At 43.0% G+C, this 18232-nt stretch carries 17 protein-coding genes; 6 read left to right on the plus strand and 11 right to left on the minus strand.

The window, feature by feature from the left end; genetic code table 11:
• The first annotated feature begins 106 nt into the window (after positions 1 to 106).
• From HYN59_RS00690 to HYN59_RS00700, 3 genes are all read left to right on the plus strand, one after another.
• The gene (locus HYN59_RS00690) at positions 107 to 2530 is read left to right on the plus strand and encodes a S9 family peptidase (protein WP_108776436.1); all 2424 of its coding nucleotides are present in this window, start codon (positions 107 to 109) and stop codon (positions 2528 to 2530) included.
• Positions 2531 to 2627: 97 nt separating this feature from the next.
• Positions 2628 to 3008, plus strand: a complete 381-nt coding sequence (locus HYN59_RS00695) for an energy transducer TonB (protein ID WP_108776437.1) — start codon at positions 2628 to 2630, stop codon at positions 3006 to 3008.
• A 62-nt stretch (positions 3009 to 3070) separates the two neighbouring features.
• A complete protein-coding gene (locus HYN59_RS00700) occupies positions 3071 to 3475 on the plus strand; it encodes an energy transducer TonB (RefSeq protein WP_108776438.1) in 405 nt (134 codons plus the stop codon).
• Here the strand turns inward: HYN59_RS00700 and HYN59_RS00705 are convergent, their stop codons facing one another.
• A complete protein-coding gene (locus tag HYN59_RS00705) occupies positions 3476 to 4435 on the minus strand; it encodes an ABC transporter ATP-binding protein (RefSeq protein WP_108776439.1) in 960 nt (319 codons plus the stop codon).
• 267 nt (positions 4436 to 4702) lie between these two features.
• Between HYN59_RS00705 and HYN59_RS00710 the strand changes: the two genes are divergently transcribed.
• The gene (locus tag HYN59_RS00710) at positions 4703 to 5326 is read left to right on the plus strand and encodes an outer membrane beta-barrel protein (protein ID WP_146185839.1); all 624 of its coding nucleotides are present in this window, start codon (positions 4703 to 4705) and stop codon (positions 5324 to 5326) included.
• 47 nt (positions 5327 to 5373) lie between these two features.
• On the opposite strand, the gene HYN59_RS00715 is transcribed toward HYN59_RS00710, so the two are convergent.
• The 6 genes from HYN59_RS00715 to HYN59_RS00740 all read right to left on the minus strand — a co-directional run bounded on the left by HYN59_RS00715 (position 5374) and on the right by HYN59_RS00740 (position 11540).
• Complete coding sequence (locus HYN59_RS00715; RefSeq protein ID WP_108776441.1) at positions 5374 to 5670, minus strand: hypothetical protein; 297 nt, start codon at positions 5668 to 5670, stop codon at positions 5374 to 5376.
• 66 nt (positions 5671 to 5736) lie between these two features.
• Entirely contained in the window at positions 5737 to 7566 is a 1830-nt protein-coding gene (locus HYN59_RS00720; RefSeq protein ID WP_108776442.1) for a M61 family metallopeptidase, read from the minus strand.
• Between the two features lie 243 nt (positions 7567 to 7809).
• Positions 7810 to 9207: an alpha/beta hydrolase family protein gene (locus tag HYN59_RS00725; RefSeq protein WP_108776443.1), complete on the minus strand. Its 1398-nt coding sequence runs from the start codon at positions 9205 to 9207 to the stop codon at positions 7810 to 7812.
• A gap of 130 nt (positions 9208 to 9337) precedes the next feature.
• Positions 9338 to 9613, minus strand: coding sequence for a DUF2805 domain-containing protein (locus tag HYN59_RS00730; protein WP_108776444.1), 276 nt, complete (start codon positions 9611 to 9613; stop codon positions 9338 to 9340).
• Between the two features lie 485 nt (positions 9614 to 10098).
• A complete protein-coding gene (locus HYN59_RS00735; RefSeq protein WP_108776445.1) occupies positions 10099 to 10452 on the minus strand; it encodes a DoxX family protein in 354 nt (117 codons plus the stop codon).
• 188 nt (positions 10453 to 10640) lie between these two features.
• Positions 10641 to 11540 (minus strand): EamA family transporter, encoded by a 900-nt coding sequence (locus HYN59_RS00740; protein ID WP_108776446.1) that lies wholly within the window; start codon positions 11538 to 11540, stop codon positions 10641 to 10643.
• A 106-nt stretch (positions 11541 to 11646) separates the two neighbouring features.
• On the opposite strand from HYN59_RS00740, the gene HYN59_RS00745 reads away from it, so the two are divergent.
• Both HYN59_RS00745 and HYN59_RS00750 read left to right on the plus strand, forming a co-directional pair.
• The gene (locus HYN59_RS00745) at positions 11647 to 13275 is read left to right on the plus strand and encodes a toxin-antitoxin system YwqK family antitoxin (protein ID WP_108776447.1); all 1629 of its coding nucleotides are present in this window, start codon (positions 11647 to 11649) and stop codon (positions 13273 to 13275) included.
• A gap of 51 nt (positions 13276 to 13326) precedes the next feature.
• On the plus strand, positions 13327 to 13920 hold the full coding sequence (locus HYN59_RS00750; protein WP_108776448.1) for a murein L,D-transpeptidase catalytic domain-containing protein: 594 nt from the start codon (positions 13327 to 13329) through the stop codon (positions 13918 to 13920).
• A 168-nt stretch (positions 13921 to 14088) separates the two neighbouring features.
• On the opposite strand, the gene HYN59_RS00755 is transcribed toward HYN59_RS00750, so the two are convergent.
• From HYN59_RS00755 to HYN59_RS00770, 4 genes are all read right to left on the minus strand, one after another.
• A complete protein-coding gene (locus tag HYN59_RS00755) occupies positions 14089 to 15255 on the minus strand; it encodes a DUF1501 domain-containing protein (protein WP_108779601.1) in 1167 nt (388 codons plus the stop codon).
• Between the two features lie 10 nt (positions 15256 to 15265).
• Complete coding sequence (locus HYN59_RS00760) at positions 15266 to 16651, minus strand: DUF1800 family protein (protein WP_108776449.1); 1386 nt, start codon at positions 16649 to 16651, stop codon at positions 15266 to 15268.
• 65 nt (positions 16652 to 16716) lie between these two features.
• Positions 16717 to 17124 (minus strand): DUF2721 domain-containing protein, encoded by a 408-nt coding sequence (locus tag HYN59_RS00765; RefSeq protein WP_108776450.1) that lies wholly within the window; start codon positions 17122 to 17124, stop codon positions 16717 to 16719.
• A 122-nt stretch (positions 17125 to 17246) separates the two neighbouring features.
• Positions 17247 to 18224 (minus strand): hypothetical protein, encoded by a 978-nt coding sequence (locus tag HYN59_RS00770; protein ID WP_108776451.1) that lies wholly within the window; start codon positions 18222 to 18224, stop codon positions 17247 to 17249.
• Positions 18225 to 18232: the final 8 nt, after the last annotated feature.

An 18232-nucleotide genomic window follows, 5' to 3' on the forward strand; every position in this document is an offset into this window, starting at 1 on the left:
GGGAAATTTTAGGGAACGGTAAATTTTAATTGTCTTGTTTAAAAAGCGGTTAGCACTGTAACAAACATATCATTATCTTCGACTTATTGAAAAACAAACCATCTCTATGAAACCATTCTGCCATTTATTGCTTTTCCTGCTGACGACACTGACGACCATTGGACAGGAAAACCTTACCTACCAAAAACCACCAAAGGAAATACTCGAGCTTGTCGATGTGCAAAGGGCGCCATCGGTATCGATGGACAGCAGGAATACGAAAATGCTGTTCCTGTACCGCAATGCCTACAAGACCATCGCCGACCTTTCGGAAGACGAACTGAAGCTGGGCGGGCTGCGTATCAATCCCAAAGCTAATATATCGAGCACCGTTACCTACACAAACAACCTGAAATTCAAAAAGCTGAAAGACAGGGAACCAGTACAGGTAATGGGACTGCCGCAAAACCCGAAGCTGGCCAATTTTGCCTGGTCGCCGGATGAAATGAAAGTTGCCTTTACCAATACTACAGCTACAGGTGTGGAGGTCTGGCTACTGGACCTTGCCACATTACAGGCAAAAAAACTGACAGAAGCTATAGCCAATGCGAACATAGGCAACCCGATCAGCTGGTTCAGGGACGGGAACGCCCTGTTGGTACGGATGCTCCCGAAAAGCAGGCAGCCGCTTATCAATACGGCTAACACTATACCTGCCGGGCCTACGGTAACTATGAGCGATGGCACCAAAGCACAGAACCGCACCTATCAGGATCTTTTGAAAAACAAAAATGATGAGGCTAATTTTGAAACGCTTACCACATCGGAGCTGCACAAAGTTTCCCTTGACGGAAAAAGCGCTTTATGGAAAGAGGCCGCCATGTACAGCGGGATAAGCTTTTCGCCCGATGGGAATTATGCATTGATTACCACCATCCACAAACCGTTCTCCTATATTGTTACGCTGGAGCGCTTTCCCACTACGAGCACACTGTATGACGTTTCGGGCAAGATGCTGAAGGTTTTCAATGAAAAGCCGCTGATAGAAGACATGCCGAAAGGCTTCATGGCTACCGAAAAAGGAAAAAGGGGTATCAGCTGGAGGGCAGATAAGCCTGCTACTATTGTGTGGGCCGAAGCGCTCGATGGCGGCGACCCAGCGATTGAAGTGCCATTTCGCGATGAGCTTTTCGAGCTGCCTGCTCCGTTCAGCCAGGCACCTAAGAGCCTGGTAAAAACCGTTAACCGCTTTTCGGGATTAACCTGGGGCACCGATAACCTGGCCCTAATAACCGACAATTGGTGGAACACCCGCAATACCCGTACTTATATCTTCAACCCTTCGGATGCGTCGCAAAAGCCGGAGATCATTTTTGACAGGAATTACCAGGATACCTACAGTGACCCCGGAAGTTTTGACACGAAACGCAACCAGTGGGGCCGCAATGTGCTGAATATCGAGAATGGCAATGCTTACCTTATCGGCGACGGCTTTACAGACAAAGGGCAGTTCCCATTCATCGACCAGTTTAACCTTGCTACCAAAAAGAAAACAAGGCTGTACCAGTCGAAATATACAGACAAAAAGGAATCACTGGTGTCTTTGGTCGATGCCAAAAAAGGCGAAGTGCTGGTACAATTGGAATCGAAGAACCAGTACCCGAATTATTACCTCATTAACTTCAAAAAGAAAAGCGCGCCTCTGGCTGTGAGCTTCTTTGAAAATCCGTTCAAAAAAATAGAGAACGTCAGCAAGGAGCTTATCAAATACAAAAGGGCCGATGGGCTCGAGCTGTCGGGTACGCTATACCTTCCGGCAGGCTACGACAAGAAGAAAAAAGAAAAGCTGCCGCTTATCATGTGGGCCTATCCGGCTGAATTTAAGGATAAGAACAGCGCTTCGCAAAGCACCTCGAACCCGAATGACTTTACCTATCCGAATTATGGGTCGCCGGTATACTGGGTGACGCGCGGCTATGCGGTACTGGACGATGCCTCGTTTCCTATCATCGGAGAAGGAAAGGAAGAACCTAACGATACTTTTATTACCCAGCTTGTTGCCGATGCCAAAGCCGCCATCGATGCTGTGGATGCCCTTGGCTATATAGACAGGAACCGCGTAGCTGTGGGCGGTCACTCGTATGGCGCCTTTATGACAGCCAACCTGCTCACGCATTCCGACCTGTTTGCTGCCGGTATCGCACGAAGCGGGGCATATAACCGCACGCTTACACCTTTTGGTTTCCAGAGTGAGGAACGCAACTACTGGGAAGCGCCGGAGGTGTACAATACGATGTCGCCGTTCATGCATGCCGACAAAATGAAAACGCCATTGCTGCTTATCCATGGTGAAGCCGACAACAACTCGGGCACCTTCCCGATGCAGAGCGAGCGTTATTTCAATGCGCTGAAAGGTTTTGGGGCTCCGGTGCGTTTCGTTCTGCTGCCAAAAGAAAGCCATGGCTATTCGGCTATTGAAAGTATACTGCACCTATTATGGGAACAGGACCAGTGGCTGGAGAAGTATGTGAAGAATAGGGTTGTGAAGTAGATTATTGGATTTTTAGACTTTTAGATAATAGATGAAAGACAGCCCGTACAATTGTGCGGGTTTTGTTTTTTAGTTACTTTCGCCGTAAAATCAAGTTATGAAAAAAATATTCCTGATTGCCTTGTTTAGTATTTGTACAAATGTATTATTTGCACAGGAAGAAAAACAGAAGAGATCCGAAGACACTGTTTATGCTCATGTGCAGTTACAGCCGGAATTTCCAGGTGGAATGAAAGCTTTTTATAAATATATTTCGGATAATTTTAAGCCAAACAAAGGTGGTAAGATGCTGGTAACTTTTGTTGTTGAAGCTGATGGCAGCGTAACAGAAGTAAAAATAGTTAAAGGCATTAATGCAAAGTGGGATAAGAAACTATATAAAATTATTGAAAACAGCCCGAAATGGGAACCCGGTTCCCAGGATGGTAAACCAATAAGGGCGAGTTATAGGCTCCCTCTTACCATAAACCTGAATTGATCTTCCAAACGCATTCCTATACATTGGTTTTTATACTAATTTTGGCTCCTCAAATAACTAATATGAAACAATTATTCTTTGCCGCTATTTTCACTTTTTTTGCTCTAAACTATGTCTCTGCACAAGAAACCAAGCCATTAAAAACTACTGATTATTCTTTAGTGACAAATGACGAGTTACAAACAAAACCTGAATTTCCAGGTGGGGTAAGTGAATTTTATCAATATATCATTGATAATTTCAAGCCTGAAAGTAAACTGAAAGGTGTTCAAAAATTATATGTATATTTTGTAATTGAAAAAGATGGGAGTATAAGTATTGTCAAAATACTAAAAGGACTAGATGAAAAAAACGATGAAAATTTAATAAAAGTCATTCAAAACAGTCCTAAGTGGAGTCCCGGCATACAAAATGGCAAACCAGTACGTGCCAGCTTCAACCTGCCTTTGACTATAAATTTCAAATAATCACCCAAAAGCATTCCTGTCCACCGCCAGTGTTACTTCAGAATTTATTTCGAGTTCCTTATAATGCTCAAAGAAAATAACCTGCCTCCCTAACGCTGCTTTCACAAGGTAGCGATTCCCTTTAAAATAGCATTGCTTTACAATCACTGCCAATGGTCCGCCCTGCATGATCTTTAACTGGTGCGGATAAATAAGTACGGTCTCATCAGGCTTCTGCGTAAGCGTAAGCAGCTCAAGCTTTATCTCATTCACTTCACCAAAAAGCGATGCTGTGTATTTGTCTTTGGGGTGGTAATAAATTTCGCGGGAAGGCGCTTTGTCTAAAATACGCCCGCTTTTAACCACTATCGTTTCATCGGCAAAAGAAAGCGCGTCAGTACTGTCGTGCGTGGCAACAATAACCGTGATTCCTTTTTTCTTCAGGTAGGCAAAAAGGTTCCTGCGCAGTGCGTTCTTCCTGAAATTATCAATATGGCTGAAAGGCTCATCCAAAAGCAGCACCTCGGGTTCGAGAGCCAGTACTTTCGCCAGGGCTATGCGTTGCTGCTGCCCTCCGCTCAGGTACTTGGCATTTACATTGGCAAACTCGCCCATCTCTACAATATCAAGGAGCTCGGCAATGCGCTTTTGCTTTTCACCCAGATAAAAGTTGGAAAGAAAACTGCCCACATTTTCGGCAGCGGTAACAAAAGGCATCAGGTCGAAATCCTGTGCCAGGTATTTCATGTACGGCATTCCGGGAATAAGGTTGTGCTTTGGCCCTGTAACAACTTCCCCTTTATAAGTGATCTCCCCCTCATTGAGGTCGTACAGCCCGTAAATAACTTTAAGCAATGTACTTTTTCCACAGCCACTCTCGCCTATTACGGCGATATTCTGCCCTTTTTTGACTGTAAAACTGAGGTTGTGCAATATGGTTTTGTCGGTATAACCAAAGGAGATGTTCTTAACTGCAAGCATTTGCCGGTGACTGTGTTTATTTTTTTTATGCAAAAATATTCAATTCATTTCATAAGATTGCCGGGTTAACAAAATAATAAGGGCGCATAATAGTATGCGCCCTCACCAATCTAACCAATAAAAATAAACAAACTCTATATCAGCGACTTATCTTTTTCATAACAATTAATCCCTTATCGCTGTATTCTTTATAATATATTTACGCAAAATTTACAATTAGGGTTTTTGTTCCCGACCGTGTTTTACAACTATATTATATACGAACGCATGAAAAAGCTACTTTCTTTATCAGCACTTTTACTATCTTTATCCGCCTGGTGCCAAAAACCGCATGACCAATATTCCCTGGAAGCGGGTTACGGCATGGGCATTTCCGGACATCCAACTACTGTTGGCTTTGCACATTATGAAGTGGGTTTCCGTTATATGGTCGATGAATTCTGGGGGATAAAATTCGATTTTGGGTCAGACAGTTTCCGTATGGACGATAACCCGGAGCTTGGATCCGACTATAAAAGATATTCCTTCCAGGGGGTGCATAACCTGGGACGTACGCTAAATATCGCAAATACTGCAGGCAGTAACATTAACCTGCTGGCGCACGGAGGACTGGGTTATTCTTCGTTGACATCGGTTACGCGCGGGGGAACTGACAATATCGGGAACGTGATCATCGGGCTTACGCCGCAGCTCCGTCTGGGCAAATCGCTGGCTCTTACCCTCGATACTTCTTACATCCTGAATTTTACCCAGCACTATAATTTTGACGGCCAACACCCGGCCAGGCCTGAGCATACCAGCCTCAAATCATTTACCGGCCACCTCTTCACAGCATCCGTGGGGTTTACTTTTTATTTTGGAAAGAACGGGTCCGATGCGGACTGGAGATAAAAAAAGCCATCCAGGAGGACGGCTTCTTTAGAATATATTTCGACTGCTTATTTTGCAAGCAGCAGGTTTGTAAGCTTGATATTACCTGTATTTACAAGGTCTACTATATAAACGCCAAGGCCAAAACGCGATCCATCAACACTGGTACAGAACTTTGCCGGTGTTTCTTTCGGCTGCTTTACATTTACCTTTACCTTCTCTGTCCTTGCAACGGGTATTTTTTTTGAGGCCACAGTTACATTCGATGCCTTCTCGATATTAGGCGGCGCTATGTGGTCTGCAGTATTAGCCAATGCCGTCGCTCCGCAGGCCAGGATAAAAAAGGTAAATAAAAGCTTTTTCATAGTTCAGTTGTTTTGGTTGGTAATAGTAATCGGTTTGTTTTCAGCCCTAAAGATAATAAAAACATATTATCCTTTTAGCCATGCTTCCCTTATTTTTGCTTTAGAGGCATCGGTTGCGTGGTAGCCTTCCATCTCTTCCATAGGCATTTTCACAGCCCCTTTGAGTACCTGCTCCTTGCCATCGCGCTTAATTTTAACGTTTATCGGGTCGCCATCTTTCCAACCCATGCTGATCTCGATCATGTCGTAGATATTGTCAAGATTGTAAGGCTTATCGTTAACGGCCAGGATCACATCGCCACCTTTTATTCCCAGCGTATTCATAAAGTCGTTAAGCTCTATATTCGGGATAACCACAATCTCCTTAGCGGCATTTACTGTGATGTAAGGCGTTTCCATATTCTTAAGGAACGGTATGCCCGGCTTTTTCACCATGGTTTTGGTAACGCCCACCTTGGCAAAATAATCGTCATAGTTGATAGGTGTAGTACCTGCCACATAGGTTTGAAGAAACTTACCTACTTCAGGATAAGTCAGTTCTGTGATCTTTGCAAACAGGTCGGCATCGTTAAACGGCTTACTGCTTCCGTACACTTTAGAAAGGTCCCTCATCAGGCTCAGGATACCCCTTTCGCCATTGCTGCTCTCCCGCATTTGGATATCGATGCACATTGCGATAAGCGCACCTTTAAGGTATACATTGTAATAGGCATCTTTGTACGGCTTCTGCAATATGTTCTTACTCATATTGGTGAAGTTCATCGTATCGTCAAAATTTTTCGACTGGGCTATTTTTTCGGCAATTCTTGTAAAAAAGTCGTCTTCGGTGATAAGCCCCTGGTTTACCTGGAACAGGTTCGCAAAATATTCGGTAACACCTTCATACATCCAAAGGTGCTCGCTCATTTTTGGCGTGTTATAATTGAAGAAGTGTATCTCTTTGGAGTGTACGCTCAATGGCGTAACGATGTGGAAGAACTCGTGCGAAACCACATCCTTCAATGTAGATTCCAGCTGCTCCATTGGCATAGCTTCGGGCATTACCACAGTGGTTGAAGTCGTGTGCTCCAATGCGCCATAGCCATGGGCATCGGTTCCCGAGCCATCAGTAAGATATAAGAGCACGCTGTATTTTTTAGTACTGTTTATCGGGCCGAGGAATTTCTTTTGGGCACGCATCATCTTTTCCATTTCCGGGGTGATGGCTTTTGCAGTTACTGCACCGGTTGGCGAATATACCGCGATAAGTATCTCCATACCATCAACGGTAAACGTAGTATAATCCGGTTTCGAGTACATGATCGGGTGGTCAACCAGGTCAGGGTAGCGTGGCGAGTTGAACACATCAACTTCATTGCTTGCATTGGTATCTACCAAAGACGTTGCTCCCCACAATGTCGCAGGGTGCGTCACGGTAAGCTGGTAAGGGAGTTCGCCTTTATCGGCAAAGTAGCCTATGAACCCGTGTATGTTCAGTACAAAATTTTCATTGGCTTTGATATTGGTACCTGCCGGCGAAAAGATCTCGTGTGTGCCTTCAATGTCGTAGGTATCGTTTACAAGGTAGGTCACCTTTGCCAGTTTTTTCGCGCCTTGTATCGTCCAGGAATTATCGTCGGCTTTAGCTACGGTAAGCTCTTTTCCTTTGCTGTCGTAGGCCTTAAAATTTTCTATGTACTTGCCATAATTGTCTTCCGAATAGGTTCCCGGAACGATCTTAGGGATAAAGAAAGTAGTGGTTTCGGTGTCAAAGGCAGGCGGGGTCACGGTCACCATAACCTTGTCGTCTTTTACATCTTTAAGGTCTATAGCAACCTTTATATCCTTGGCTTTCTGGGCAAAAGCAGCAGTGCTTAGCGTTAGTGCCAAAGCAAGCATACCTGTGAATTTTCTCATTTTTTAGATTTTGATATACCAGTAAGTCGATAAAACCTGTGTTTTGTTACAGTATAATGTGGATTTTAATAAAAACTTTTTTGACAATTATAATTCTGTACACATTTTGAAGATGTCATTTATGAATAATTCCTCACCCCCGACCCCTCTCCCAAGGAGAGGGGAGCGAGACGTGCCGATAGTACGTTTAAAATAATGCCTGCTCGCTCGTGGAGTCTATGGCTTTGCGGAGCAGAAAAGTAATTATTTCACCTGCTTCAATATCCATGTGGCTATTTCATTCAGTGCCAGAGGTGAGAACGTTTGTTCTATCTCGCCATATTCTGATGGCGATCCGGTTTTACTTTCCTGGAACAGGTGGTTGAGGCCGGGCAGCAGTTTGGTAGTCACTTTCTTGTTGCCGCTTTTCTGCGCAGCCCTTTTTATGGCATCAAGGTTGGCTGTAGGGGCCACCTGAAGGTCTTTTTCGCCATTAATCGCTAATATAGGGCATTGCACTTTTTCGAGTGCAGGCCCCGGATTGTAGCGCACAAAATTACTGTACCACGCCGATGCCAGCTCGTTTACCTGCACATCGATGTATTGAGCCACCTGGTCTTTTGGTACGCCCTTCGATATAAAAAGCGGTTTCAGTTCTTTATCAAAAATGGTCTGCAGCCTCGCTTTTAAGGTATTGGTATCGGCTTCTTCCTTAATGGCATTATACAGCTGCTTGTTGATTGCGCCCAGTTTTGTAAGTTCTTCCTCGGGCATGCCATTGGCTTTGCCCATCATGTAATTTTGCAGCAGCATAAGCTCATCGCCCGGAATCGCCGTACCGGCCATTAGCACTATAAACGCCACATCGGGATTTTTGGAAGCTACCATTGGAGCTATCGTTCCGCCTTCACTATGCCCGGCCAGCCCAATTTTATTTTTATTTATCTCTTTTCTCGTTTTCATGTATCGGAATGCGGCTTCGGCATCAGTGGCAAAATCTTCGGAAGTCGCCCTGGCAAAAGTACCCTGCGAACTTCCGGTGCCTCTGTCGTCATAACGCAAAACAGCAATGCCATGTTTGGTGAGGTAATCTGCCAGCACCAGAAACGGTTTGTGGCCCAGTAGTTCCTCATCGCGGTTTTGCTGTCCGCTTCCGGTTATGAGCACAACCACCGGATAGGTTCCCTCTTTTTTCGGAAGTGTCAGTGTGCCGGCCAGTGTGATGCCTGCTTTTTCATTTTTAAAAACCACATCTTCAGTATAATACGGATATGGTTTTGCAGGCTCCTGCGGGCGCACTTTTGCCTTTACCTTTACTTCCTCACGGCCCAAGTCGAGCGGGATCGGGTAGCTGTTTTGTGTAAACGTGCCTTTAAAAACATTGTTTTCCAGTGTACCCTTATAATCTATTCCTGCGGCGGGAATGCCAAATGCCAGGATATTACTTTCAAAGAAAATGTCTGTTACCGGTATGGGCTTTGGGCTTTGCTCGGGCACAAGCATGGTAGCCGTATAGGTACCTGTTTCAGTTTTACTTATATCGATAGTTACGCGAAGCTCCCCACCGGGAAAGGTAAGCAGTCCATGCCACGGACCGGTGATATCCTGTGCAAAAAGAGTTACAGAAAGGAATAACAGCAGTAGAGCTAATGCTTTTTTCATTGAGGTAAATTTTGATAAAGGTAACAATATGAATGTAGAAGTTTTGCCATGAACCGTACAAATTTCACGATTGATTTATGATCCACCGGTATTGCCTATAATAAAAAACTCCCATTACGGGAGCTATATATCAAAATTTATTCCTGATGTAGTATTTGGAATCCAGGTCATCGTCTTCAATAACATTGATCTGCGGCATCGGTTTTGGTTTTTTGGCTGCGGTCTTTTTTTTCCACAATTCAAAATTATCATTCGATAACTGCTTTCGCATTATCTCGGTCACTTCTTTTTCAGCCAGCCCGAAAATTTTCTTTATTTCCTCGAAAGGCTTTCTTTCTTCCTGGGCAAGCGTTACTATCCTTGCTATCGCTTCCCTGTCCAGATCCGGACGGTTACTCTTTTTCATCAGATGAAAACATTAAATCAGGTAATTAAGTAAATGTTTAAGATTCGTTACTCAATATTACTAAAAAAACTGATTGAATCGTAAAACTCAATGTTATTTTTAAATTTTTTGAAAAGTAGAAAATTTACAATAGCTTAAAGAGCATTATTTTGAAAAACATTCAATAATGAATATAGTTTATACCGAAAGTACAAGGTTTTTGGATTTTCAGATTTAGCAAAATCAAGGTGATTCTTTGGTAACAACCCAGACAGATTTTAAAAACACAATTGTTCGGAAGACTATCTGTGAGCGAAAAGCAACAGGTTCTTCCATTTCGAACGGAGCTTGCGGAGAGAGAAATCTCAGGAATTACCGTAAATACGTTGAGATTTCTCCTTCGTCGAAATGGAAGATCACACCTTAATGCCATCCTATTTAAACTCTTCCGAACAATTGTATTTTAAAAACCTGACAAGCCTGGAAAGCTGGGGCTTCGGATCGGATTACGTATACAGCCACGCCCAGTAAATAAGCGCTAATTGCAGCGGAAGCCTTAACAACAGCAACCATTTCGGCAGGCCCATACCGGCCTTGTCATTAGTATACATATAAATATTCGCCGGAAAAACGGCAACTAACAGCAGTATCAGCCCCCATGCAGCAATGTGTGAAAGTTGGGGGAAACAAAGCAATATTCCCAAAATAACCTCAGCCGCTCCGCTTATTATGTTCAACAGTTTCGGTGCAGGCAGTGTTGGAGGTATCATTCGTACATAGAGGCGCGGCACCCTGAAGTGGTTCAGGCCGGCGAGAATATACAGGGATGCCATCAGGTAAAGGTGCCAGGCTAAAGCCATACGTGTTGTTTACCCAAAGTTAGGGATTATACCGTCTTGGGTTGGAATTTACTGCAATAAAATGTTCTTTTTTCCTTTCTTCTTCAAAATAAAAATAAACCGTAGCCCAGCTATGCTTGATTTTTCTTTTTTGAAGAAAGAAAAAAATTTTAATTTTCTTTTACAGCGAATTCCAATCCAAAACGGTATTATTTCTGTCCCGGCATTTTTATGTTCATCAGTACGATAGCGCCGAGTATAAGCGCTATGCCCAGCCATTGCAGGAGGTTTACCTGTTCGTGCAATATTACATAGGCCATAGTTACCGAAACAGGAAGCTCGAGCGACGAAACGATGCTGCCAAGCCCAAGCCCCGTACGCGGGAAACCCGCATTCAGGAGTATCGGTGGGATGATGGTACCAAAAAGTGCCAGCACCAGCCCCCAGGTGAGGAATATTTCAAAATTGAATGTGCCCGGCCAGGTAAAAGCGGTAAAGCCCAGCACGATCACCGCCCCGCCCATCAGCATAAACAGGCTTCGCTGTGCCGATGATACATGAGTAGCTATAGTATTGCTCGTAAACATGGTCGCCGTAAACGATGCCGCCGCCAAAAGTCCGAAAAATATTCCTGTTATATTCAGCGCTTTTGTGTTATAAATGAGGTTAGCTGCTAAAACTGTACCAACGAGAACTATGCCGACTGACGCTAATTTTATTGCCGAAGGGAATTTCTTAGCTATGATAGCTTCCAGTAACACACTCATCCAAACGGTCTGCATTAGCAATACGATACAGATCGAAACAGGGATTTTAAAAAAAACAGCCAAATAATAAAATACGCTGGTAAAGCCCATAGAGGTTCCCGCCACAATAAGCTGGAGCCTGTTTTTAGGGGATGCCTTAACGACCGTATCGCCTTTTTTGGCCTTTTGGAATATATTGATAAGCAGCATTCCCGCTATCCCGAGCAATATCTGCGATGCCGTAACTTCGGCAGTAGTATAGCCTGCAATATAAGCCTTCTTTACAAACGTGGCCAGCATCCCATAGCTGGATGCACCCATGCCTACCAGTACAACTCCCTTTAAAACATTATTTTTTACCATTTTGCGAAAATTAAAAAGCGGGCAAAGATATTACTTAGGATTTAATCGCCGGTTAAAATCGGGTATTCTTTTTATTTATATTTGGCAGGAATACTATTATCACTAAATGAAAAATATAATTGCTTTACTCGTTCTGGCTCTCAGCTTATCTGCAAATGCCCAGCAAAAAAAATATTTTGATAAAGACTGGAAGGAAACAACCCAGGCTTCGGCATCTTATTACCGGATTTCAAAAAAAGAGAACGGGCTTTACCTTATAAAAGATTATTTCATAGACGGCCACCCGCAGTTTTCAGGGTATTCATCTATTGAGAACGACCCGCTGAATTTGCAGGGCAAAGCCACATGGTATTACGATAATGGTGCTGTTGAGCGTGAAGGCTTTTATAAAGAGAACAATCCGGACGGTAAGGTTACCTCCTACTACCCTAACGGCAGCAAGATGGACGAAACGGAATATGCCAACGGAAAGCGCAACGGCTATTTCAAATCTTATTTCCCTACCGGCGAAATTTATTTTGAGGCATTTTTTGCTGACGATAAATATGAAGGAAAGTATGTAATATATGAATCGCCGTCGGTAAAAAAGGAAGAGTATCATTTTAAGAACAATGTACCCGATGGCCCGTATGAAGAATACAATAACGGAAAGCTGTTTGCAAAAGGAAACGCTTCCCGGGGCTTTCAGGATGGCGTGTGCATTGAGAACTTTTACCGGAATGAAGACAAGTTGCGCAGGAAATATACCGTGGTAAATAAATTGCTTGACGGTACTTATACTGAATACAATCTGGACGGAACCGTAGCTTCGACAGGTGAATTCAAAAATGGCAGGGCAGTGTCTTTTGAAGGCAAGTCGCTTGGCGTTGTGAACGGCAGCCTGGTCAGCTCTAAAATGGAACTGAAAAAAGGAATAGAGAACTGGAAAATTTACCGGGACGGGAAACTTATACTGGAAGCCTTTTATGACGAAGGCTTTAAGACCGGCCTGTGGAAAGTATACACTTTTGACGGAAGCCGACTATACCAGACACGCGACTATACCAACGCCAATTGTTTTGTACAATACCTACAGGGCGCAAAGGAAAATCATACCACATCCCTTCCGCTGGAAAAGAGGTTTATGGGAGATGCCGACATGATAAGGGATCATGAATGTGATAGCATAATAATAAAAGATATGGTGAAAAGATCGGAAGATGAAAACGACGACCTCCACCCGTTTTACCACCAAAAACCCTATGAGCGCCCTGCTAAAAAAGGCACTGCAGACGAATCGACTTACCTGCGTCCCGGCAGGCTAAAAGACAACATTGATTATAAAGAGCCTGCGCGGGCAAAAGATTTCCTTTCAAAAAATAACTGTACCGATAATTTTGATGAAAAATTTCCGGATGTCACCAAATGCGAAAGGAAATTTGACGGCACGACTTTTAAAGTTTTCACTTCCAATGATAAAGACACCCTTACCAAACTGAAAGGACAACTGAAGCCTGCGGAAAACGAGGTGCTGTTCTTTTACCAGACCTTTGAGGAAAGGTTATATAAAAAAGGGGAAACTGCAGAACGAAGGTATATGGGCTTTAGTACTACCGAAACGATAAAAGTGGCTGTCAGGAACCAGATAATCAAACCCTGGTACATCATAAAAATATTGGAGCATGAATTTTTCACTATCGAAGACTTTTCAGGTTCCGATGCCCATAGTGTTCTTGTTAAAGAAATAGGTGAATAAGCATACTAAGACTTTCTCTTTAGAGTTATCAGGTAATACAACCTTACCTATATGACCCGATTTATTTCCATCCTGTTCTTCGGGCTGATCAGCTGCATCAACGCCACAGAGACCGAGCCCGCAAAAGACTATACTTCAAAGCATACCGAAGCGCTGGCTTACTGCAAGAAGCAAAAATTCAATGAAGATTATTACTTCCTGATCGACATGAGCGTGCACTCGGGCAGGAACCGCTTTTATGTGTACGACTTTAAGCAGAAAAAGATAACCGACAGCAACCTCGTGACCCACGGTAGCTGCGACATGCTTGCCGATAATGACGAGAAATACGACAAAGTGAAATTCAGCAATGTTGACGGAAGCCATTGCACTTCATCCGGCAAGTATAAAATAGGCAAGCGCGACTATAGCTCGTGGGGCATCAAGATAAAATACTGGCTCAAGGGGCTGGAAAAAACAAACAGCAATGCCGAGGCGCGGGTTGTGGTGCTACACTCGTGGACAGCAGTTCCCGACACGGAAGTCTATCCGCACTATGCGCCTTTAAGCTGGGGTTGCCCCGCAGTGTCGGATAACTTCATGAAAAAACTTGACGCAAAGCTCCAGAAAACAGAAAAGCCTGTTTTACTTTGGATTATTGACTGACACTATCTGTCTGCACTCCTTCCATTTCGAACGGAGCCTGCGTAGAGAGAAATCTCAGGGATAATTTGAGATTTCTCCCCGCGGTCGAAATGGAAAACCGTACAATATGAGATATGCACATTCCATTTCGAACGAAGCTAGCGGAGAGAGAAATCTCAATTTAAATACTTAAAACAACCCTTTCAGTGCCGGGTTCTTTATACCTATCTGCGAAGGGTCAAAACTGAATTTATCTTTTAAAAGGCTGGCATACACACTACGGAAATCGGTTTCATACCTCAAGTCGCCGTTGTCAAGGTCTTTAAGGTTGGGGTTGCTGCCGAGTATCTTGCCTTTGTTCTTCCCGCCAATGACGAACATTGGGGCGGCTGTACCGTGGTCGGTGCCTTTACCGTTGTCTGCCACGCGCCTGCCGAATTCTGAAAATATGACCAATGTTACCTCATCGAGCTTTTTAGCATGCTTAAGGTCGTTATAGAAGGCAAAAACCGCATCGTTCACTACCGCGAGTTTAGAGGCCTGCCCTTCCAGCTGGGCATGGTGGGTATCAAAGCCATTCAGTGATGTATAGTATACTTTGGAATTGAGCCCGCCTTTTACCAGCTTGGCTATCCATTCCATATTTCTTGCAAGTTCTGTTTTCGGATAGGCCACATCGGATGGTGCGGCTTTTTTCAAAGCGGTCTGTATCGCATCCGACCCTCCGGCAATAGACCCTGCGATCTTCCGGACAAAATCAAGCTGTGGGTTATCAGACAGCTTAATGCTTTTCTCCTCGCTTTTCGACTTCAGGTCGTTGCGGTAGGTAACTGTAAGCGTGTTTGGCTCAATTCCCCTTAATGCAAGATTGTCTATGCTGTCTGCATTTATGGCTGCTGTAGGATGGTGTTCTTTATAGTGGGCATCGAGAAACCGCCCCAGCCAGCCTTCGGTAAGGTGCTTGTTAGCATCCGAAGCGGTCTGCCATATTTCCTGGCTCCTGAAGTGGGAATGGTCGGGCTCGGGGTAGCCCACATTTTGGATTACCGACAAATGTCCCTGCTGCTGTATGGCCGCAAAGCTTTTCAGTGACGGGTGAAACGCCATACCGCCACCGACATTCAGCACCTCGTTTTTGGAAAGTGCAATATTGGGCCTGTAGTGGTAATACAGGTCGTCCTGGTAGGGAACAAATGTGTTAAGCCCGTCATTGCCGCCGTTAAGCTGGATAAACACCAGGCAGCTGTCACCAGCGCTAAGGTTTTCCTGCGTGGCGAATGAATACAGGAAATCGGGAAGCAAAAGTACGCCTCCGCTAAATGTCCCTGTCAGTTTGAAAAAATTCCTCCTGTTCATAACCTTCAATTTATATTAATTGGAATTCCGGTGTCTTTACCATAAAGTTGAACAAACGAAGCACCCCGTTCTCGGCGCCTTCCGCATTGGGATTAAAATCGTACCTCAGCATGGTTTCAAAATCATCCTGGAGGCTTGGATCCACCTGGAAAAGCAGCCTGTTCTTCAGTCCGGCTATTATTTGCTTATTATCGCCCTTTTTGTCCCAGTCCAGCTTTATATTGAATTTTTTAGGCGCTGCACCTGCGTCCAGCCCAAAAACGCTAAGCAGCCTTTTGTCTATAATAGTATTTTTGCAAAGCAGGTCGGCAACATTCTGGCGCTGAAGGTAGATCTGGGTGGCAAGCCAGTAGGTCCCGCCATTCCAGCCTTTTACATTAGGCTGGTTAAAAAGGTCCATCCCCTGCCCTTTAGCAAACTGTGCGACCATTTTGCTGTCTATTTCTTTAATATCCAGCTCATCGAGAAGTTGTAAAACGAATACCAAGGGGTCTTTTATTTTTGAGCCGGCTGTTGGCTTATCAAATTCCTCTGTGAATATCTTCAGCAGGAAAGGCTTTATCTCATAATCCTGTTCCCTGAGGTAATCGCCATAATATTTTACAAGGTTTTGGGGCGGATTATCGTAAATGAACCACTTCAGTACTTTTTCCGTGATATGGTACGGGGCATTTTTTTGTTGGAAGATAATGTCAACCATTTCATCTGCCTTAAAGTTCCCTTTTTTTCCAAAATATTCAAAGGGCTCATTATTTTCAGACGCAGGACGGTAAGCTGCCTTCGTGTCCCCTATCGTGAGGCCGGCAAGTCCCATTGCCCCGTTCTTAATATCCTGTTCGGTGTAATTACCTATCCCGATGGTAAACAACTCCAGCAGCTCGCGGCTAAGGTTCTCATTGTATTTACCTTTAATGTTGCTGCTGTTGTCAAGGTACTTGATCATCATGTTGGTATATAGCACTTTTTTAGTAAGTTCCCGGAAGTTCCCGAAAGCATTTTCCCGTAATACCATATTGTGTGTGTACACCCAGTAATTCACCCGTATCTTGCCAAAAGTGGCTACAAAATGATTGTGCCAGAAAAGCACCATTTTTTCAAGCAACGGAAATTCATCCTTCCGCATTTTATCTATCCACCAGGCTTTGAGTTCCAGATTGACCCGCGTTTCCTCCAGGCGGGCTTTTTTTCCTGCCTCAGCATTCCCCTTCAATTTCTTTCCGGCGGTCTTGATCTCGTCCGGGGTTTTAGGCAGATTTGCAATGAAAGCAGGGACTGTCTTATCCGGCTTTTGGGCAAAGGACTGCTCCACAAAATGCTTTATACCGTCGTTCTTTATTTTGGCAGCATGCCTGCCGTTGAATCCGAGGCGTAGTGACCAGAGTGTCTGAGTATCCATAGTATTTCGTTTTATGGCTAACCGTTTGGGATTAGACTGTCAAAAAGTAAAAAAGTTTACAGCAGTTATTTATTTTTTTCTGCTTCGTCCAAAAGGTCGCTTAAATGTACCCGGAGCGCTTTCACCGAAATGCTGATTTCCCAGAAAGAAACCGCCAGCGAAGTGAGGAGCAGCAAAAGGCTTAGCCCGAATATGTAGGCGCCCCAGTCCATGATCCCTCCAAAGAGCAACGCCATGGCAAAAACCGAGAAGAACAGGCTCAGCACACCATACATCTGCATGTGGCGGATAAGCGTAAGGCGCAGATTTAGGTTTTTTATCTCCACCAAAATACTTTTATTACGGTTTTGCTCATAGCTTGATTTAAGTCCGCGAACGATAGTCGCAATGGTCAGGAACCGGTTAGTGTAAGCAAGCAATATGAGTGATGTAGCTGAGAATAACAGTGCTGGGGTTTCTATGGGGAGGGTCATATAGCATTAATTCTTTTTTGTTATTAGGAGCTCGATAATTATTCGTTCAAAGATTTCTATTATTTTTAGCAGCGAATTTTCTTTTTGAATTAAAATTCTATAATTATGGGTAATTAAATTTCTCAAGGCGTATATCTTATCAGAAAAATTATTTTTTTTAGTACAATTTTTAAGTCATTAAGCAAAAAATCGCATTCTTCACTAAATTCTTGTTTCAATTTATTATCAATATCACAATTAGTAAAAATTGAATTTATTAATTCTCTTTCTGTGGATATAGTTGACATACTTTCCTTTAAATCATTTTTAGATATTTCTTTTTTCGTATAATTATCGAGAAGTTGATCAAACTGTTTATTAAACTCTTCTTCTATAAATCCTTCAATAATTTGATAAAGCAAAATAAATCTTACAACCACATTATCTGTCTGTAAAAGGTGGTCTCTAAATAATGAATATATAAAACTATTAGATTCAATCTTAAAATTAGAAGGCCTTAAGGTTAACCTACTTTGCTTAATACGCATTTTTTTTACTAAATGTGCTTTGTCATATACCGGTTTAGATTGATTTTCTCTCAAGATATATCCAAAATTATAAAGTGATAATATTGAGCTAGAAATATCAAAACCAGATTGTTCTACAGTAGGATTGTGGAGGATACAAATTGAATTACAGTTAAAAATTTCTGACAATCTAAATATATTTTCACCATTATTTGAATATAAAATCTCCTTATCTAATTCTAACAATTTATAATAAGCCATCGTTTTATATTCTCTTAGATGTCTATAACTTTCTTCATCGTAATTAATATCAGAAGTTTCTAAAATTGAAAGAGGTATCATATATCCTAATCGCTCATCAAAGTCTTTCTTGTAGATTGGGAATATATCTAGTTCTGCATTTAAGTAGGGGTTTTCAAAAAGATAAATAGAAAACTTCGTTTGATCCCATTGCGAAAAATAATCAGGATAATATGGAACAGAAATTTTAAAATCACTTTTTGTTTTTAATAAAAAATGATTTTGTTCCTGAATATAATGTAAACTCTCGATTATTTCTTTTATTCCTATTTCATTTCTTAAAGTTATTGGCATCGTAATAA

The organism is Flavobacterium album (assembly GCF_003096035.1).
GTDB lineage: Bacteria > Bacteroidota > Bacteroidia > Flavobacteriales > Flavobacteriaceae > Flavobacterium > Flavobacterium album.